This is a genomic window from Sulfuricurvum sp. (genome assembly GCF_019163035.1).
Taxonomy (GTDB): Bacteria; Campylobacterota; Campylobacteria; order Campylobacterales; family Sulfurimonadaceae; genus Sulfuricurvum.
This window is the reverse complement of record NZ_JAFLKV010000047.1, coordinates 1-17,508: the sequence shown is the minus strand read 5'-3', so window position 1 is coordinate 17,508 and position 17,508 is coordinate 1. Positions and strand designations below refer to the sequence as shown.

Below are 17,508 nucleotides of genomic sequence, written 5' to 3'. Positions count from 1 at the left end.
AGAATCTATAGGCTTTGACCACGGTAAATCAGGAATCTGCATAGACGCTTCCTCTTTAACTATAGATATATAAAGTATCGTTGTAGATAATAACATACTTTATATAGTGCAAGCGACTTTGCGTTACAATAAAGATAAAATCAAGGGAGCTTAAACGTGTTAAGTATCATTACGACAACGCTCCTTCTGTCACTTCTTATCAATATTTTTATCCGTAAAATTCATCTACCGACAATCATTGGATATATTTTAACGGGGACAACAATTGCCTATATGTTCGATCTTCATGATGCTGTCCGCAATCATGACCTTAAAGAGATTGCTGAATTCGGAGTCGTATTTTTGATGTTTACCATCGGGCTTGAATTTTCTTTAACGCATCTCAAACGGATGAAGAATGAAGTTTTTGTGACGGGATCGCTTCAGATTTTACTCACCTCCTCCGTCGCTTTTCTTTTTGGATATTATGCACTTAAGCTTGATGTGAACTCTGCTTTTATTATATCTCTTGTAGTTGCCTTATCATCAACGGCAATCGTTCTGAAAATTTTGAATGAAAGCGGTGAAATTAACCGCCGACACGGACAAAGATCGTTGGGAATCTTGATAATGCAAGATATTGCCGTCATTCCGATTTTGCTTATTATCGGTTTTATGAGCAGTAACTCTAATAATATTGCTTTGGTACTGCAAGATATGGCTATTAGTGCTACTGTCTTATTGGGATTTTTATGGGTATTTGGAAAGCATATACTAGAGCCTTTTTTAACTCAAATCCTAAAAACAAACTCGGATGAGCTTTTTGTCGGAAGTGTTTTATTTTTGGCGATAGGGGCATCATATTTAGCGCATATTCTTGGATTTTCATATTCGTTGGGTGCATTTATCGCAGGTATGCTGATCGCTGAAACCAAATACAAACATCAAGCCGAAGCCGATCTAATCCCATTTCGGGATTTGCTCCTTGGAATCTTTTTTATTACGGTAGGGATGCAGATAGATTTTTTCCTTCTTGTCACGCAACTGCATATTATTTTGTTGCTGTTATTGGGCGTCATGGTGTTGAAATTTATTATTATTTTCGGACTCATACGGATCAATGAAAGTAAAAGAGTTAGCCTTAAAACTGCTTTCAGCCTTATACAGATAGGGGAATTTTCACTGGCGATTTTGGAGCTGGCAGGCTCGAATGATCTGATTTCACAGCCCTACAGTCAAGTGTTGATTGCGACTATTGTTTTATCGATGATTGTTACCCCTGTGATTTTGAAACATTTAACGCCGATAACGGATATGATGATCAAAAAAGAGGATGAAAATATTCCCAATGAATTCTTTTCGGATGAGGTAAGAGACCACACGATTATTTTAGGCTTTGGAGAGTTCGGACGTAATGTTGCCGCATCGCTCAAAGAAAAAGGGGAATTCTACCTCGCGATTGAAAACAACATTAACACATTTCACGCAATTCAGAAGATGGGAGAGCCGGCAATTTTCGGCAATGCACTCAAAAAAGAGGTGTTGAAAAAAGCCAATATCAAGTTTGCGAAATACGTTATTGTCGCTATCGATAACCCCGCCAAACTCTATCACGTATGCCAGACCATAGAGCAGTTTGTCGATAACTCCAAAATTATTGTAAAAGTACACACTCAACACGAGAAAAACATCATCGCCGAGCTCGGTATTACTAATATTATTATCGAAAATGATGTGATGAGTCAGCAGGTTTCTCGGCTTATTATTGATAGCGAATAGATAATAGCCTATTTTAAATAGTGCAAGCCTCTTTATTGTATTTGGCTTTTTCTTAAGAAAAGTCGTAGCACAACGTATCCAATGAGTCCTGATATCATCGATCCCATCAAAATCCCTAAACGCTCATCCGTTAATACCATACCGCTTGCTCTAGCTTCTTCAAATGCTAATGAACCGATAAAAAGTGACATCGTAAATCCGATCCCGCTGAGAATCGAAACACCATAAAGTAGTTTCCAATTTACCCCTTGCGGTAATTTCCCAAATCCCATCTGAACAGCCAAAACGGTGAAAAGAAATACACCCATCTGTTTTCCGAAGAAAAGCCCTAATGTGATACCAAGAGTGACATTGTCATAAAAATCTTTTGCCGATAGATTGGAAAATCCGATCCCTGTATTAACAAACGCAAATAGAGGGAGGATTACATAGTTGACAGGAACGTGCAGTGAATGTTCGAGTGCATGAAAAGGGACTTTGTTGTTTTTAAGGGGAATCAGCAGACCGAGAATAACCCCTGCTAAGGTAGCGTGAACGCCGGATTTTAAGACCGCTGTCCACAAGATGATCCCAACCAAGATATAAGCGGTATGGTTGATGACCCCTCGAATGTTCATTAGGGTTAAAAGAGCGATCATCGTTGCCGCGATAGTGAGTGATGTTGTCGAAAGATCAGCGGTATAAAAAAGGGCAATGATTATGATGGCTCCCAAGTCATCGATGATCGCCAGTGTCAATAAAAAAAGTTTGAGTCCTTTGGGTATACGATCTCCCAAGAGTGTCAAAATACCTAACGCAAAAGCGATATCGGTTGCTGAGGGGATAGCCCATCCTTGAACGGCGACGGGATCGTTCCAGTTAAACCATGCATAGATCATCGCGGGGACAAGCATACCACCCAACGCGGCAAAAGCGGGAATAGCAATCGCTTTTGGGTCACGTAACGAGCCTTCGATCATTTCGCGTTTAACTTCGAGACCGATCATAAAAAAGAAAATAGCCATCAGACCATCGTTAATCCAAAGCAAAAGAGGTTTCGCGATCACGAGTGAGCCAAAACTCATAACGACAGGAATAGAAGTGAGCGAAGCATACAAGGGTTGAAGAGAAGTATTTGCCATCACCATTGCTAAAAGAGTGGCGATAATCAACAATATGCCCGTTGCCGATTCGAGATTAAAAAAATTTGATAGAGCGTTTTTTACCATAATGTCCCTTTTGAAAGAAATTTTTTTTGTAAATGTTTTGTTTAAAAAAAGAGTTTTACCTGATCGTTTTTAGTCCGTTTTTTAAGCCATTTTTCTATCATTTTCTGCTCATTCTTTGTCATTTTTCCTCTGGTTTCAATGTTTAAAATAAGATATTTTGTACTTTTATTTTGATCTATTTCATTCATAAGATAGGTTTCGGAGAGGATACATTTTGTTATTTTCGGAAACAACATCTGAAGTTCATCAGGAATAGCATTGTGAAATTCCTGATGCATAGAAGTTATTTGAAGCTGCTCTTTTAAGTATGAAATCTCTTTCTCTTTAGCTTCGAGCTTTGTTTGGGCATTTTGATACAAATCGCGCACAATATCTGCTTTCAGGGTCGTGATATCGACATCGTCGCGTTCGCCGTTTTGATACACTTTGAGTTGAGCCTTTGCTAGTCCTGCATTGCTCAGGCGGATGCTTATAGTATCGAGTTTTGATTCAGAAATGTGTTCTCCGATTAAAAAGACTTTGATTTCATAGGTTTTAGGATTGATTTTGACTTGAGCAACATTGGTTTTGGCAAAATTAAGATTTTCATTCACAAAGGTTGATGCTTTTGCTTTGAACACTTCTTCGCCCACCAGTTGATAGGCTAGATAGGAGCTGGGAAGCATTGTTGCAAAAGCTACGGCTATGATATAGCGTTGAGCACGTTTGGCAATTTCTGGGTCAATGTATTTTTTTTCTGCGATATGAAATGCACGTACGATGAGAAATGCCGATAGGGCAATAAAAACAAAATTGATGGTATAAAGATAAAACGCTCCGAAAAAATAGTTCCAATGCCCTGTTGCGAGACCAAATCCTGCGGTACATAGTGGTGGCATGAGTGCTGTTGCGATAGCTACTCCGGGGATAACGTTGGTTTTTTCTTTGCGGGTAACGGCAACAATTCCGGCCAGTCCTCCAAAAAGCCCGATTAATACATCCCAAACATTCGGCGTTGTTCGTGCTAGGAGTTCGGATTGTGCCGTATCCAGTGGTGAAATTAAAAAATATAGAGTGGAGGTGAGAAGCCCGATAAAGGTAGCAATCGCCAGATTTTTAAATGCCTGACGAAGGAGTGAAAAATCGTTGATTCCGGCACCGTATCCGATTCCCATAATCGGTCCCATCAGCGGTGAGATTAACATTGCTCCGATGATGACAGCCGTCGAATTGACATTCAAACCAATCGATGCGACGAATATGGCAAACATCAAAATCCAGAGGTTTGAGCCTTTCATGTAGATGTCGCCTCGGATACGTTCATCGATTACAGTATCATCAGCTTTATCGTCCATTAGACTTAGCCGCTCACGGATGATCTCTTTGAGATGAAGCCACGTTCGGTGTTCTTCAAAATTGGTCATAATAGATCATCCTTTTTTCTGAATATTTTATTATAACGAAACGAAAGCTAATAGGGGTATAAGTCACTTTTAAGTACAATTTGTTATCTGACTTCTACTCTGCCACATTTTCGAAATCCCTATTTTTCGCTTTTGGCTTTTTTTCCTGATTGAAGTAAATATTAGAATTTTATACGGAGACTTTATGCTGATTTTATCCCCTAAACAAGAGTGGTTCGGCAATATTCGCGGCGATATCCTCGCCGGAATCGTCGTTGCTCTTGCCCTCATCCCCGAAGCGATCGCTTTTTCGATCATCGCGGGAGTTGATCCAAAAGTGGGACTATATGCCTCGTTTTGTATCGCGACTGTGATCGCATTCGTCGGTGGTCGCGCGGGGATGATCTCTGCCGCGACGGGGGCTATGGCATTGCTCATGGTAACGCTCGTCAAAGAGCACGGGTTGCAATATCTGATGGCGGCAACACTTTTGACGGGGGTATTGCAGATTCTTGCGGGATACTTGAAACTCGGACGTTTAATGAGTTTTGTCTCTCGTACCGTCGTGATCGGATTCGTGAACGCATTGGCTATTTTGATCTTTATGGCACAACTGCCTGAACTCACCAATGTCACATGGCATGTCTATGCTCTAACGGCGGCGGGGTTGGGGATCATCTATCTGTTTCCCCATATCCCTACAATCGGAAAGATTATCCCCTCTGCGCTTGTGACGATTGTCGTCCTTACCCTTGTCGTTGTGACAATGGGGATCGATGTTCGCACGGTCGGCGATATGGGAGCGCTTCCTGATACGCTTCCTCTTTTTCTCTGGCCTGACGTTCCGCTAAACTTTGAAACCCTCTCGATCATTTTTCCCTATTCGGGGGCACTAGCGGCAGTGGGACTACTCGAATCGTTTATGACGGCAACCATTATCGATGATTTAACCGATACCGACAGCGATAAAAACCGTGAAGCCAAAGGGCAGGGGATCGCTAATATCGCGAGCGGATGTATGGGCGGTATGGCGGGATGTGCGATGATTGGTCAGTCGGTTATCAACGTCAAATCGGGCGGTCGCGGTCGTCTTTCAACTCTCGTAGCGGGGGTATTGCTTCTCATCATGGTTGTGTTTATGTCCGATTTGATCAAACAAATTCCGATGGCAGCACTCGTATCCGTCATGATTATGGTCTCGATAGGGACGTTTAGCTGGCCGTCCGTCAAAGGGCTTAAAACATTGCCCCTTTCAACCAATATCGTTATGATCGTCACCACAGCTGTGGTTGTTGTAACCCACAATCTTGCACTTGGAGTTTTGAGCGGGGTATTGCTCGCGGCACTCTTTTTTGCGAACAAAATCAGCCACTTTATGTATTGTGAGAAATCATATGAGGAGACGAGCAGTACTCGAATCTATAAATTTGTTGGTCAAATTTTCTTTAACTCAGCCGATCGTTTCGCCGATGAATTTGATTACAAAGAAGAGGTAAAAAATGTGGTTATCGATGTAACGCACGCTCATTTTTGGGATATTACGGCAGTTTATGCACTCGATAAAGCGGTGATAAAACTACGTAATATGGGAAAAGAAGTGGAAGTAATCGGACAAAATGAAGCGACACAGACGATTATCGACCGTTTCGGGGTGCATGATAAACCAGAAGTGATTGAGAAGGTGATGGGTGGACATTAAATAATTCCGTATTCAATAGCGGTTTTAGTGTAAAAAAGGGAAGACTTTTGCTCTTCCAAAAGGGAAAAAAGCGTATTACATGATTCTTCATCGGCAATCATCATAATCTCTAAAGGTTGATCGGAAAGCTCAAAAAACGTTGCAGAGTGCCATCTACCATCATGTCCTAGCCCTTTTGAAGCATTCGTCACGGTTAGACCGCTGATACCAGAACGCTGTGCGACATCTTCGAGCCACTCTACGATATTTGTCCCGTTATGACGACGGCTTTGAAGGGTGAAAAATGTGAGTTGATAGCCTGTTTTCATAGTGTTCCTCTGTTTTGTAGATACATCATACTGACAATCCCTAAAAAGGTCATAATCAGCGATCCCCCGACGTGTAAAACGACTCCCATCGCGGCATGACTCAAGCGCCCCTCTTGGATAGCACTTACGATCTCGGCGCTAAAAGTGCTAAAGGTAGTCAAACCACCCAAAAATCCGGTAATGATAAAAAGTCGCCATTCGGGAGAAATGGCAGGATTAGTCGAAAAAAATGCGATAGCAATTCCGATTAGATAGCCGCCTATAATATTGGCACTCAGTGTTCCGAGTGGTATAGCAGAAAAGTGACTGTTTAATTTAAGTCCCAAAAACCATCGCAACAATGCACCGATTCCGGCACCTGATATGATAGCGACTATAGAATATATCATGTACAAACCTATACGGAAAATTATGGAACACTATTATAGCTTATCCGATCAATGCAGTAATCTCATCCACACTTAAAACTTTTCCGGTACTGACAACTTTACCATCGATTACGAGTCCGGGAGTGCTCATGACATTGTATTCCATGATCTTCATAATATCATCTACTTTTTCGATTTGGGCAAACTTGCCACTTTTTGCGACCGCTTGTTTTGTTGCCTCTTCGAGGGCTTTGCATTTCGCGCATCCCGTACCTAAAATTTCGATTTTCATATTAACTCCTATAAAATTGCATTAAATAAGTATCCGACACCCATAATTCCCAGCGTTACGGTACCGAAAAAGATGGCAATGAGTTTGAGGCTCATCACCCGCTTGAGGATCATCGCTTCAGGGAGGGAGAGGGCGGTGATCGCCATCATAAACGACAATGCCGTCCCCAGTAGCATCCCTTTTGAGGTGAGGACTTCGATGAGTGGCATCACCCCTGCTGCGTTGGAGTACATCGGTACTCCGAGCAGTGTCGCCAGAGGTACGGCAAACGCATTGTCTCCTCCCGCGATAGAGGTGATAAACTCAGTCGGGACATAGCCGTGGATAAAGGCACCCGCACCGACACCGAAGAGGACATAGAGCCAGATTTTGCGGAGAATATCGAGGGTGTACTCTTTGGCTTCAACCAGTCGTGTTTTAAAAGGGATAATCTGAGCTTCGGCGTGAATCTCACCCTCTATCGGCTTGACCTCTATTAAGATCTCTTTTCCCAACCTCATCCGACCGATGATGATGCCCCCCACAATCGCCACAAGTAAACCAAACCCGATATACAAAGCCGTCACTTTCCATCCAAATATGCTAAAGAGCATCGCTATGGCGATTTCGTTATTTAGCGGGGCGGAGATGAGAAAGCTAAAGGTCACCCCCAGAGGAATACGAGCTTGTAGGAACCCCAAAAACAGCGGTATTGCCGAACACGAACAAAAAGGTGTGATAATTCCGAAGAGTGCAGCGAGAACATTCCCCGTATATTCGTGCTTTTTACTGAGGTATTCTCGTACTTTCTCGGTCGAGAAATAAGAGCGTAGCAAGGTGACGATAAAAATAATAACAATGAGTAAAAAGAGGATTTTTACCGTGTCGTAAATGAAAAAGTTCAGCACATCGGACAGCTTCTCCCCCTGAGGCATTTTGAGCCACTCATACACGAGGATATTGACGCTCTCCTGCCACATGATCAGACACACAACTCGGATTGGATGATCGGTAGAAGTGTTTCTTCGATAAGTGTTAATGTTTTTGCGTATTCTTCGACTTCTTTTCCACTTGGGTCTTCAAACGCAACATGGATTGTTTTTACCGCTTTAGGAAACATCGGGCAGGTCTCATGGGCGTGGTCGCATACAGTGACGACGAGATCGAACGGGGTATCGATTACGGTATCGATCACTTTGGAGTGATATTCCTCTCTCCAGTAGCCTTTTTCTTCCAACAGTGCTTGGGCATTTGGGTTTACTTTTCCACTCGCTTTGACTCCTGAGCTTTGGGCAAATACACAATCTCCCATTTTAGCATTGATAAGGGCTTCACCCATGATTGAGCGGCAGCTGTTGCCGGTGCAAAGGATAAGGACATTTTTCATAATTTACAGTCTCCTGTTTCGGATAGTTTAATAAGTGGAGGGAGCTCAATCCCAAGACATCGGATTTCAGCCAGCGCTTCGCTTCGAAACTGATCTAGTGGTGTTCTAATGGAATAATAAGCCCACGTACCGCACCGATCTACCCGCAAAAATCCTCCGTCTTTGAGGATTTTGAGGTGGCGAGAGAGACGTGATTGTATCATTCCGAAACTCTCTTGGAGATCACAGACGCACAGTGCACCGTGCGTATCCAAAAAGGTGAGGAGTTTGATACGGGTTTCATCGTTTAAAGCGGATACGGTTTCTAAAAATATTTCCATAAACTACCTCCGAGTTTTAGAATTGTAACAAAATAAAAATAATATATCAAGATATATTGATATTATGATACAATTCTATAATTAATAAAGGAAATAGAATGATTTTAGCAAGTGCAATTTTTTTAATAACACTCATATTCGTCATTTGGCAACCGCGCGGATTGCAAATAGGTACAACCGCTGTAATGGGTGCAATTATCGCAGTAGCTCTAGGTGTTGTCAGCCCCATCGACGTTTGGACGGTAACCTCTATCGTATGGGATGCGACACTCGCATTTATCGGGATAATACTCCTCTCGATGGTACTCGATGAGATTGGGTTCTTTGAATGGGCAGCGTTGAAAATGGCACGACTTTCAGGCGGAAACGGTCATCTGATGTTCGTTTATATCCTCATACTCGGAGCATTGGTATCGGCATTGTTCGCCAATGACGGAGCGGCACTGATCCTGACCCCTATCGTGTTGGCTAAAATGAAGCATCTCAAAATGAATCCCGTAGCGATGTTTGCCTTTTTGATGGCGGGAGGATTTATCGGAGACAGTGCGTCCAATCCGCTCGTGATCTCGAACCTCACCAATATCGTTACAGCAGGGTATTTTCATATCGGATTTTGGGAATATGCCAAAACGATGGCTTTGCCAAACTTTTTAAGTATTATTGCTTCAATCACAGTATTATGGATTTATTTTCGTAAAGACATTCCTACGCATATCGATATTACGCAACTCTCATCCCCTGAATCGGCGATTAAAAATATGACAATGTTCCGCCTCAGCTGGTGGTTTTTGGCATTGCTGATGGTGGGATATTTCATCGGAGATCATTACCATCTCCCAGTCTCGGTATTTGCTCTCGGTGGAGCATTGGTCTTTCTTGCTATTGCGACCTATTTTAAAGCGACCAAACCGATTATGACGATCAAAGCGGCACCGTGGCAAGTAGTATGGTTTAGTATCGGGTTGTATGTCGTCGTGTACGGTCTGAAAAACGGAGGATTGACAACCTATTTGGCTGGATTGATTACCCAGATGCAAGCGATGGGGAATGTTTATGCCGTGATCGGTACTGGTTTCTTATCCGCCATACTCAGCTCCGTCATGAACAACATGCCTACCATCATGGTGATGGATATCGCGATTGCTGAAGCTGGGAATAATGCGTTAGCGTATGCGAATATCATCGGCTGTAATCTCGGACCAAAAATGACCCCTATCGGCTCTCTCGCTACTTTACTCTGGCTTCATGTATTAGCACAAAAAGGGGTCAAGATCGGATGGGGTGAGTATATGAAAGTAGGGCTGGTGATTACACCGCCGGTATTATTGGTGGCGTTGATCGGGTTGATTTAACCCGAAATCACCCGATTTCTCCCTTGCTCTTTTGCCGCGTATAGATACTTGTCACCCTGATTGACCAACGTTGCAAATTTATCAATGTTTTCGCTATTTTCGATTACTCCGATACTAACCGTTACATGGAGGATTTGATCGTGATAGGTGATCGGTGTCGATTCGATGGTGTAGCGTATCCGTTCGGCAATCGCTTTGGCTTCGTTTATATCGGTTTGCGGTAAAACGATACCGAATTCCTCACCGCCGAGTCTCCCGACAATATCATAATCACGCGTTTGTTCCAGAAGAATACGAGCAACTGTTTCGATAACGCGATCACCGCATTCATGCCCGTAGGTGTCATTGACCCGCTTAAAATGGTCAATATCGAGCATCATAAACGATATTCCTTTTCCGTTTCCATTTTCCCAATGACGATGGGATTCCTCATACCATGTGCGTCGGTTAAGGAGATTGGAAAGAGAATCGAGTGACATCAATAAATAGTTCTGATAGGCATTGATATAGGCTTCCATACTCATACGATGGTTTAAAATAACGAGGATAAAGACATACCCTGCTAGCGGAAGTGCGAAAAAGAGATAAATGAACAACTCTTCAGCAGTTGAGCCGATCCATGTCATCATAAAAGCGACAAACGCGATTTGGTACGCTTCCATGATAAGGTAGATTTTTTTACTCAACAAAGGTGACAGCATGATCGTAGGGACGAGATAAAACATCCACGCAAGTGCGGCAAAAAAATAACTGTTTCCATAAAGCAGATAGGTAGCGACCGTTGCGCTAAATCCCATCGTACCAAAAGTTGTAATCGCTATGACCCGATGATTTTTAAAATAGGATAATGCCACGGCAACCACAACCATCACCGCGAAAAATGCGGTGGTAAGCCGTCCGCACAAAACATAGAAAAATTCCCCTTTTGGGGCATGAATCTGATAATCAAACGGAATGTAAATTAGGGAAAGGACGACACCGATATAGCTGAATAATAAGAAGTTTTTGTATATTCTTTGGCTGAAGTACTCTTCATACGAGTCAAAACGGATAAGGCGGTTGATCGGGATAAGGGGATTGTGCATTACTACTCCATGAAAAGCTCTCTTCTCATAGAGTACGACAAGTTATATTATCAAACTCTTAAGACAACACTATCCTAAAACAGTTCATCCCTGACTCATGGTGATAACGAAGGTTAACGCCGTGTTTTCTGAGAATAGAGTGGGTGATATAAAGTCCTAAACCTAAACCCGTCATGGAACTTTCATAGGTTCGATTGAAAGGACGATCAAAGCTCTGATTATCTTGCGGTAGTGGATCACCTAGGTTACATATCTCTATTGAGTGGCTCAAAATCAGGATACTCGGTTTGATTTCGGAGTATTTTAGGGCGTTATCGAGGAGGTTTTTCAGCGCAATCGCAAAGAGTTCAAAATCGACATTGATGATAAGTCCTGACTCTTCCCCTTTGATCTCAAAACTCTCTTTGGAACAGAGCAAAATATCACACGCATGATCGAGCAGATCGACGAAGCGATACTCACGGAGGTTGAGATCCCACTCGCCACTACTGAAGCGCTCCATCGTCGAAAACTCTCCCAAAAGGTAATTCATACGATTAAATATCCGCTTTATCCGCTCTTGATCTTCAGATGGAATCAAACAATCGGCAGTGAGGGAGCCTTTCATGATCGGTGTTTTGAGTTCATGGAGGATATTGCGCAAAAAGAGGGCTCGCGCTTCTTTCATTGAAGCGATTTTTTCTAACGCATGGTTGAATTCATAGGTGATTTGAGAGATTTCGTCTTTTCCCTCTATCGGTACATTGAGATGGGTATCACCCTCGCTAAAATCGATAATGGCGTTTTTAAGTCGGTGCAGAGGGGCGAGCTTTTTGAGGATAAATCCGAAAAAAAGTAAAACTAACAGATCAATCGCTCCAAATACTGCGCAAATAACCCCTGCCGATTGTGGTTTTAAATCTTCCAAAACGATAGGATTAAAATCTTGATAAGGGAGCGGGGGAGGTAGTGGAAAATCGAGTATAGGAAGTGGAAAAGGTGGTCTTGGCGGGTGGGATCGTATAAAAAATGTTCTTCCTTTATAGTCAAATATTTGACCAAAAGGGAAGCGTACTATTTGTTTAGCATTGGTTTGGATAAACGCAGGGGAATAAGACGCCGTTGTAATCATTAGCTGACTTAGTTCAGGATTAAAATTATTGCTTTGATGGTGGATTAGTCGCTCTGCTAAATCAAATCGACGTATCTGATCTCCTATTTGTTCTTTCTCAAAATGGATATGAGCGATCCAAAAAAGGGTATTTATCAATACTAATATGAGGGCAAAAAAGAGTGAAATTAGGGTTAAAATTGAGTGTTTATTGATTGACAAATTTATATCCTACACCTCGTACTGAGATAATATAGCGGGGATTTTTGGGGTCATCGCCGATTTTTTGGCGGATCCGACCCATGATGACATCGATGCTTTTGAGACTGCTTTCGTATTTGATCGAGCCGATATTCATTAAAAGCTCTTCGCGTGAGATAGCGTAGCGCTCTTTTTTGATCATATAGGAGACGATATCATACTCAGCAGGTGTCAGTTTCAATAGTATGCCCAGACGCGATATTTCGTGCCGTTCTTCATTAACTTCAAACACTTGTATTGTTTTAGGCATACTGGGATGAATACGTCGCATAATCGCATCGATCCGAAAAATAAGCTCTTGAGGATCATAAGGTTTAGGGAGAAAATCATCCGCACCGCGCGAAAATCCCATCATTTTATCCCGTATATCGGAGCGTGCAGAGGAGATGATAATGGGGATTTGGCTCTCTTGGCGAATCAGACGGCATATCTCCATTCCGTCCATCTGGGGAAGTGAGAGATCAAGCACAAGCAGATCAAAGGTATGGGTTTGAAATAGACTCAGCCCCTCCAGCGGGGTGAGGGCGACAGTGACCTCAATATCATCTTTGTAGAGGCGTGCTTTTAGGAGCTGTGCCAGTTCGACATCGTCTTCGATCATTAATACATTAATCATTTTTCGATTATATCGGCGGGATAGTAAATAAAAAGTAACATGCCCTATGGGGGCATGTAGAGATTTAAGCACTGATGCTTAAAAGGGAGGTGGTGTTACTCGAAGCGGTATTGTTACCGTAAGAAGAGAGGATATTTTTGAGCAACATATCGCTCAATTTTTGGGATGATGTATCCGCTTGTGACGCTTTAGAAGAATCGGTTGCGGATGTTGTAGTGCTATTTTTACCGGACGAATCAGTATTAGACTTTTCTAACGAGGCTAATATTTCATCGATACTGACGGTACCATCTTCATTGGTATCGAGAACATCAAAAGATGTACTTGCGCTACTTTCGGATGAAGCAGAAGCAGAAGAAGATTCACTCGGTGGCATTCCACCTGGTGGTGGCGGAGGCATTTCTCCCTCTTTTCCTTGTGGTTTTGAGTTTTTGAGTGCCGACATAAATTCATCGGTACTCATACTTCCATCACCGTTGGTATCGAGTTTATTGAAAACATCCGTTGCCGACACAGTAGTGCTTGAACTATTTGTGTCGGTAGTGTTTGAGTTCGATGCAAGTGCCTGCGCCGCCGCGCTAAATTCGGCTTTATCGATCGAACCACTGTTATCTGTGTCCATAGAACTCATTAACTTTTTTGCCAAATCTTCAAAATTCGGTTGATCCGTTTGTTTTGTTGAAGATGCAGCTGAAGAACTGTAAGACGAATACGCATTAGTGTAGTTGGAACTTACGGTCATGACATACTCCTTGTCGGGTGTAGCAAGAAAAATTCTTACTCGACCAGCATCATAAATCCACTATAGTAACTAATGGGTAACATGAGGTTAAAAATTATCGGTCTTTAATAACGTCAAAATCAGCAGGGATTACAGGTTTAAATTTACTTGCTTCGATTGGTTTGTTTTGGGATGGGTTGATGAAGAGAATCGAAACGCGGTTATCGTATCCGTCGGTATAGCTGATAGAGCTTAAGATGTCGTTTTTAAAAGCGATGGTATAGGTTTGTCCTTTAACCGTAGCGGTATATTTATCCGCAGTCACTTGTTTGGCTTTTTGGATGATTTGTAAAAAATCGATCTCATCATCGAGGCTTCGGAGGGTTACTTGTTCGATTTGAGGCTCAATAACCGTGATTTTCTGAGCATTGATATAAACACTTTTTTGGATCGGTTTTTGATAGACCCAAAGGGCGTTTTGAGGTTTGCTCGCCCACAGTTCACCGGAATAGATAATCTTTTTGCCGTTATCGTCAATGATCGTTTGGATAAATTTGCCGTTAAACGAGTTGATCTCTTTAGGGGATGCGCAGAGGCTAAGGGTTAATGCAAACAGAAGGGGTAAAAAACGCACATAAAATCCTTTGATTATTTGATTATGACATTGTATCTAATGCTCATTAACCAAAACAATAGATTTGGTATGCTAAAATCAGCGACTTTTTCAATACTGTTCATAATGAAGGCTTTTAATGCTCCAAACGTTCCTTGGCAAAATTTTCGGTACCAAAAACGATCACGAAATCAAAAAATACATCAAACGCGTAAATCAAATCAATAGTCGCGAAGAACATTTCTCTCTCCTTAGCGACAGTGAGCTTCAAGAGGCATTTAATGCACTCAAAGAGCAAGTGAATAATAAGCAAAAAACTTTGGATGAGGTTTTGGTCGATTCGTTTGCTATTACCCGTGAAGCGAGTAAACGTGTTTTGGGTATGCGTCATTTCGACGTTCAGCTGATCGGTGGTATGGTACTGCATGAGGGGCGTATTGCCGAAATGAAAACAGGGGAGGGGAAAACCCTCGTTGCAACGCTGGCGGTTTCTCTTAATGCGATGAGCGGCAAAGGGGTTCACGTCGTAACGGTCAATGACTATCTAGCATCCCGTGATGGAACGCAGATGTCTGAGCTGTATGCCTTTTTAGGATATTCGACGGGGATATTGGTTGACGAGGGGTACAACCCAGCCAACAAACGTGCACAATACGCGTGCGACATCACCTACGGTACGAACAATGAATTCGGGTTTGATTACCTCCGTGACAACATGACCTACTCACGCGACCATATGGTTCAACGGGGTCATTCGTATGTTATCGTCGATGAGGTTGACTCAATTTTGATCGATGAAGCACGTACTCCACTCATTATTTCAGGTCCTACGAACCGTACACTCGAAAATTATACCCGTGCGGACGCGGTTGCTAAAGCATTGGTTAGAGATGAGCATTTTAGCGTCGATGAGAAAGATCGTCTTATCCTTATCACCGAAGAGGGGATCAGTCGTGCCGAAGAGCTTTTCGGTGTTGATAATCTCTACAGTATCGAAAATTCAGCTCTCTCACACCATCTTGACCAAGCGTTAAAAGCTAACTTTATTTTCGAGATCGATGTGGACTACGTTATCCAAGAGGGTCAAATCGTTATCGTCGATGAGTTTACGGGTCGTCTCAGCGAGGGTCGCCGTTACTCAGAGGGGCTTCATCAAGCACTCGAAGCCAAAGAGGGCGTTATTATTAAAGAAGAGACCCAAACCCTCGCCGATATCACTTACCAAAACTACTTCCGAATGTATGGCAAAATCGGCGGTATGACGGGAACGGCGCAAACAGAAGCGACCGAGTTTGCTCAGATTTACAACCTCGATGTTATCTCTATCCCTACCAATGTCCCTGTTATCCGTCAAGATTTAAACGATTTGATTTATAAAACGGAAGCCGAAAAATTTGAGGCAGTTATTATCAAAGTCAAAGAGTTACATGCAAAAGGTCAACCGATATTGATCGGAACCGCATCGATTGAAAAATCGGAAAAACTCCATGCCCTCATCAAAGCGGAGAAAATCCCTCACACCGTACTTAATGCGAAAAACCATGCCCAAGAGGGTGAGATTATCAAAAATGCGGGTGCAAAGGGGGCGATTACGATTGCAACCAACATGGCAGGACGCGGGGTTGACATCAAAGTAAGCGATGAGATCAAAGCCCTCGGCGGTCTCTATATCCTCGGAACCGAACGACATGAAAACCGTCGTATCGATAATCAGCTCCGTGGACGAGCAGGGCGTCAGGGTGATGCAGGGACGAGTCAGTTTTATCTCTCCCTCGAAGATAACCTTTTACGCATTTTCGGTTCAGATAAAATCAAATCGATTATGGAACGCTTAGGTGTCGAAGACGGTGAGTATATCGAATCGGCAATGGTGACCCGTGCGGTAGAGAAAGCGCAGAAAAAAGTGGAAAATATGCACTTCGAAGGGCGTAAAAACATCGTTGAGTACGATGATGTTGCCAACGAACAGCGTAAAATCGTTTATAAATTCCGTGGTGAATTACTCGATCCGACCTACAACGTTGCCGATAAAATCGATCTTATCCGTAGTGAGTATGTTACCCGTACCCTCTCATTTTGCGGTATATTCGAGGGGATTAGCGAAGAGGAGATCGATCTTGAGCGCCTCGTTTTGACGATCAAAGAAGAGATGAATGCCGATATGGATATCTCCATGTTCAGCGACAAAGCGTTTGTCACGATTCAAGATACTACCCTTGCTACTTTAAAAGGGCAATACGATGAGAAGATGTCGGTGGTAGATGAGAAACTTCGCAACGAAATCGAGCGCGAAATCTATCTTAAAACCCTCGACACCGCATGGCGTGAACACTTGTACCAAATGGACAGCATGAAAACGGGGATCCGTCTTCGTGCTTACAACCAAAAAGATCCGTTGGTTGAGTACAAAAAAGAGAGTTATAACCTCTTTAGCGAACTGGTTGAGACGATTAAATACGATACGATCAAAACCCTCCATGTTATCCGCTTCAAAGTAGACAATGTCGAAGAAGAGGCAGAAGCATTTGCTCGTCAGTTGGAATTAGAGAAAAAACAAGAAGCGTTCCGTATGAGCCTCAATCATCAAGAGCACGAGGGTGAAGAGAAAAAGATCGCACGTAACGAAGATTGCCCGTGCGGTAGCGGTTTGAAATACAAAAACTGCTGTGGTAAATCGGGACCTAAAAAAGGGGTATTTGCCTCTTGAATATCGTCTCTTATCTTGTCAAACGATTTTTACGCTTTGACAAAGATCAGCCTTTTATTTTCCTCTCCGCACTCCTCGCGTTCTCAGGAATCGCGTTAGGGGTGATGGTGCTCATCATTGCGATGGCACTCATGAACGGATTTGACAACGAGTTCAAGAAGAAACTCACCGTCATGAATTACCCCCTCACCATTCAGCCGAAATTTTACGCTACGTGTGACACAGCATTAGTAGAAGAACTCCGCGCAAAATTCCCTGATTTGGCATTTAGCCCCTACGTCACCTCTGCTGTACTCTCCCGAAGCGGTGATCAGATGGAGGGTGGATATTTGTTCGGTGTCGATTTTGCAGAAGAAGCCAAG

At 42.8% G+C, this 17,508-nt stretch carries 18 protein-coding genes; 5 read left to right on the top strand and 13 right to left on the bottom strand.

Annotation, left to right across the window (positions count from 1 at the left end):
- The first annotated feature begins 156 nt into the window (after positions 1-156).
- Positions 157-1,758 carry a cation:proton antiporter gene (locus tag JZU62_RS04375; RefSeq protein ID WP_295012275.1) on the top strand — a complete coding sequence of 534 codons (1,602 nt, stop codon included), beginning with the start codon at positions 157-159 and terminating at the stop codon, positions 1,756-1,758.
- Between the two features lie 32 nt (positions 1,759-1,790).
- Here the strand turns inward: JZU62_RS04375 and nhaA are convergent, their stop codons facing one another.
- Entirely contained in the window at positions 1,791-2,966 is a 1,176-nt protein-coding gene (nhaA, locus tag JZU62_RS04370; protein ID WP_295012273.1) for a Na+/H+ antiporter NhaA, read from the bottom strand.
- A gap of 41 nt (positions 2,967-3,007) precedes the next feature.
- Entirely contained in the window at positions 3,008-4,369 is a 1,362-nt protein-coding gene (locus JZU62_RS04365; RefSeq protein WP_295012271.1) for a TIGR00341 family protein, read from the bottom strand.
- Between the two features lie 187 nt (positions 4,370-4,556).
- On the opposite strand from JZU62_RS04365, the gene JZU62_RS04360 reads away from it, so the two are divergent.
- Positions 4,557-6,047: a SulP family inorganic anion transporter gene (locus tag JZU62_RS04360; RefSeq protein WP_365956397.1), complete on the top strand. Its 1,491-nt coding sequence runs from the start codon at positions 4,557-4,559 to the stop codon at positions 6,045-6,047.
- Here the strand turns inward: JZU62_RS04360 and JZU62_RS04355 are convergent.
- From JZU62_RS04355 to JZU62_RS04330, 6 genes are read right to left on the bottom strand one after another with little or no spacing between them, the layout of a single operon-like run.
- A complete protein-coding gene (locus JZU62_RS04355; RefSeq protein ID WP_295012268.1) occupies positions 6,044-6,355 on the bottom strand; it encodes a DUF190 domain-containing protein in 312 nt (103 codons plus the stop codon). The genes JZU62_RS04360 and JZU62_RS04355 overlap by 4 nt on opposite strands.
- Positions 6,352-6,744, bottom strand: a complete 393-nt coding sequence (gene crcB / locus JZU62_RS04350) for a fluoride efflux transporter CrcB (protein WP_295012266.1) — start codon at positions 6,742-6,744, stop codon at positions 6,352-6,354. Before crcB ends, JZU62_RS04355 begins: the two co-directional genes overlap by 4 nt.
- 40 nt (positions 6,745-6,784) lie before the next feature.
- Positions 6,785-7,015: a thioredoxin family protein gene (locus tag JZU62_RS04345; protein WP_295012264.1), complete on the bottom strand. Its 231-nt coding sequence runs from the start codon at positions 7,013-7,015 to the stop codon at positions 6,785-6,787.
- An 8-nt stretch (positions 7,016-7,023) separates the two neighbouring features.
- The gene (locus tag JZU62_RS04340) at positions 7,024-7,974 is read right to left on the bottom strand and encodes a permease (protein ID WP_295012262.1); all 951 of its coding nucleotides are present in this window, start codon (positions 7,972-7,974) and stop codon (positions 7,024-7,026) included.
- 2 nt (positions 7,975-7,976) lie between these two features.
- The gene (locus JZU62_RS04335) at positions 7,977-8,381 is read right to left on the bottom strand and encodes an arsenate reductase ArsC (RefSeq protein ID WP_295012260.1); all 405 of its coding nucleotides are present in this window, start codon (positions 8,379-8,381) and stop codon (positions 7,977-7,979) included.
- A complete protein-coding gene (locus tag JZU62_RS04330; RefSeq protein ID WP_295012258.1) occupies positions 8,378-8,701 on the bottom strand; it encodes a metalloregulator ArsR/SmtB family transcription factor in 324 nt (107 codons plus the stop codon). The genes JZU62_RS04335 and JZU62_RS04330 overlap by 4 nt, the downstream gene beginning before the upstream one ends.
- 98 nt (positions 8,702-8,799) lie before the next feature.
- Here JZU62_RS04330 and JZU62_RS04325 point away from each other — a divergent pair, with 98 nt between their 5' ends.
- Positions 8,800-10,053, top strand: coding sequence for an arsenic transporter (locus JZU62_RS04325; protein WP_295012256.1), 1,254 nt, complete (start codon positions 8,800-8,802; stop codon positions 10,051-10,053).
- Here the strand turns inward: JZU62_RS04325 and JZU62_RS04320 are convergent.
- The 5 genes from JZU62_RS04320 to lolA form a co-directional block, all read right to left on the bottom strand.
- On the bottom strand, positions 10,050-11,138 hold the full coding sequence (locus JZU62_RS04320) for a GGDEF domain-containing protein (RefSeq protein ID WP_295012254.1): 1,089 nt from the start codon (positions 11,136-11,138) through the stop codon (positions 10,050-10,052). The two genes, JZU62_RS04325 and JZU62_RS04320, sit on opposite strands and share 4 nt — an antisense overlap.
- Positions 11,139-11,196: 58 nt before the next feature.
- On the bottom strand, positions 11,197-12,450 hold the full coding sequence (locus JZU62_RS04315; RefSeq protein WP_295012252.1) for an ArsS family sensor histidine kinase: 1,254 nt from the start codon (positions 12,448-12,450) through the stop codon (positions 11,197-11,199).
- Positions 12,437-13,105 (bottom strand): response regulator transcription factor, encoded by a 669-nt coding sequence (locus JZU62_RS04310; RefSeq protein WP_295012250.1) that lies wholly within the window; start codon positions 13,103-13,105, stop codon positions 12,437-12,439. Before JZU62_RS04310 ends, JZU62_RS04315 begins: the two co-directional genes overlap by 14 nt.
- Before the next feature lie 64 nt (positions 13,106-13,169).
- Positions 13,170-13,847: an EF-hand domain-containing protein gene (locus JZU62_RS04305; RefSeq protein WP_295012248.1), complete on the bottom strand. Its 678-nt coding sequence runs from the start codon at positions 13,845-13,847 to the stop codon at positions 13,170-13,172.
- Between the two features lie 94 nt (positions 13,848-13,941).
- The gene (lolA, locus tag JZU62_RS04300) at positions 13,942-14,460 is read right to left on the bottom strand and encodes a LolA-like outer membrane lipoprotein chaperone (protein WP_295012246.1); all 519 of its coding nucleotides are present in this window, start codon (positions 14,458-14,460) and stop codon (positions 13,942-13,944) included.
- Between the two features lie 118 nt (positions 14,461-14,578).
- Here lolA and secA point away from each other — a divergent pair, with 118 nt between their 5' ends.
- Together secA and JZU62_RS04290 are read left to right on the top strand one after the other, a co-directional pair.
- A complete protein-coding gene (gene secA / locus JZU62_RS04295; RefSeq protein WP_295012244.1) occupies positions 14,579-17,146 on the top strand; it encodes a preprotein translocase subunit SecA in 2,568 nt (855 codons plus the stop codon).
- Positions 17,143-17,508: ABC transporter permease (locus JZU62_RS04290; RefSeq protein WP_365956390.1), on the top strand; the 366-nt coding region annotated here is incomplete at its 3' end. The genes secA and JZU62_RS04290, both read left to right, overlap by 4 nt.

Coding starts and splice junctions, on each gene's coding strand:
- nhaA (WP_295012273.1), bottom strand. CDS start 2,966: ATGGTAAAAAACGCTCTATCAAATTTTTTTAATCTCGAATCGGCAACG.
- JZU62_RS04365 (WP_295012271.1), bottom strand. CDS start 4,369: ATGACCAATTTTGAAGAACACCGAACGTGGCTTCATCTCAAAGAGATC.
- JZU62_RS04355 (WP_295012268.1), bottom strand. CDS start 6,355: ATGAAAACAGGCTATCAACTCACATTTTTCACCCTTCAAAGCCGTCGT.
- crcB (WP_295012266.1), bottom strand. CDS start 6,744: ATGATATATTCTATAGTCGCTATCATATCAGGTGCCGGAATCGGTGCA.
- JZU62_RS04345 (WP_295012264.1), bottom strand. CDS start 7,015: ATGAAAATCGAAATTTTAGGTACGGGATGCGCGAAATGCAAAGCCCTC.
- JZU62_RS04340 (WP_295012262.1), bottom strand. CDS start 7,974: ATGTGGCAGGAGAGCGTCAATATCCTCGTGTATGAGTGGCTCAAAATG.
- JZU62_RS04335 (WP_295012260.1), bottom strand. CDS start 8,381: ATGAAAAATGTCCTTATCCTTTGCACCGGCAACAGCTGCCGCTCAATC.
- JZU62_RS04330 (WP_295012258.1), bottom strand. CDS start 8,701: ATGGAAATATTTTTAGAAACCGTATCCGCTTTAAACGATGAAACCCGT.
- JZU62_RS04325 (WP_295012256.1), top strand. CDS start 8,800: ATGATTTTAGCAAGTGCAATTTTTTTAATAACACTCATATTCGTCATT.
- JZU62_RS04320 (WP_295012254.1), bottom strand. CDS start 11,138: ATGCACAATCCCCTTATCCCGATCAACCGCCTTATCCGTTTTGACTCG.
- JZU62_RS04310 (WP_295012250.1), bottom strand. CDS start 13,105: ATGATTAATGTATTAATGATCGAAGACGATGTCGAACTGGCACAGCTC.
- JZU62_RS04305 (WP_295012248.1), bottom strand. CDS start 13,847: ATGACCGTAAGTTCCAACTACACTAATGCGTATTCGTCTTACAGTTCT.
- secA (WP_295012244.1), top strand. CDS start 14,579: ATGCTCCAAACGTTCCTTGGCAAAATTTTCGGTACCAAAAACGATCAC.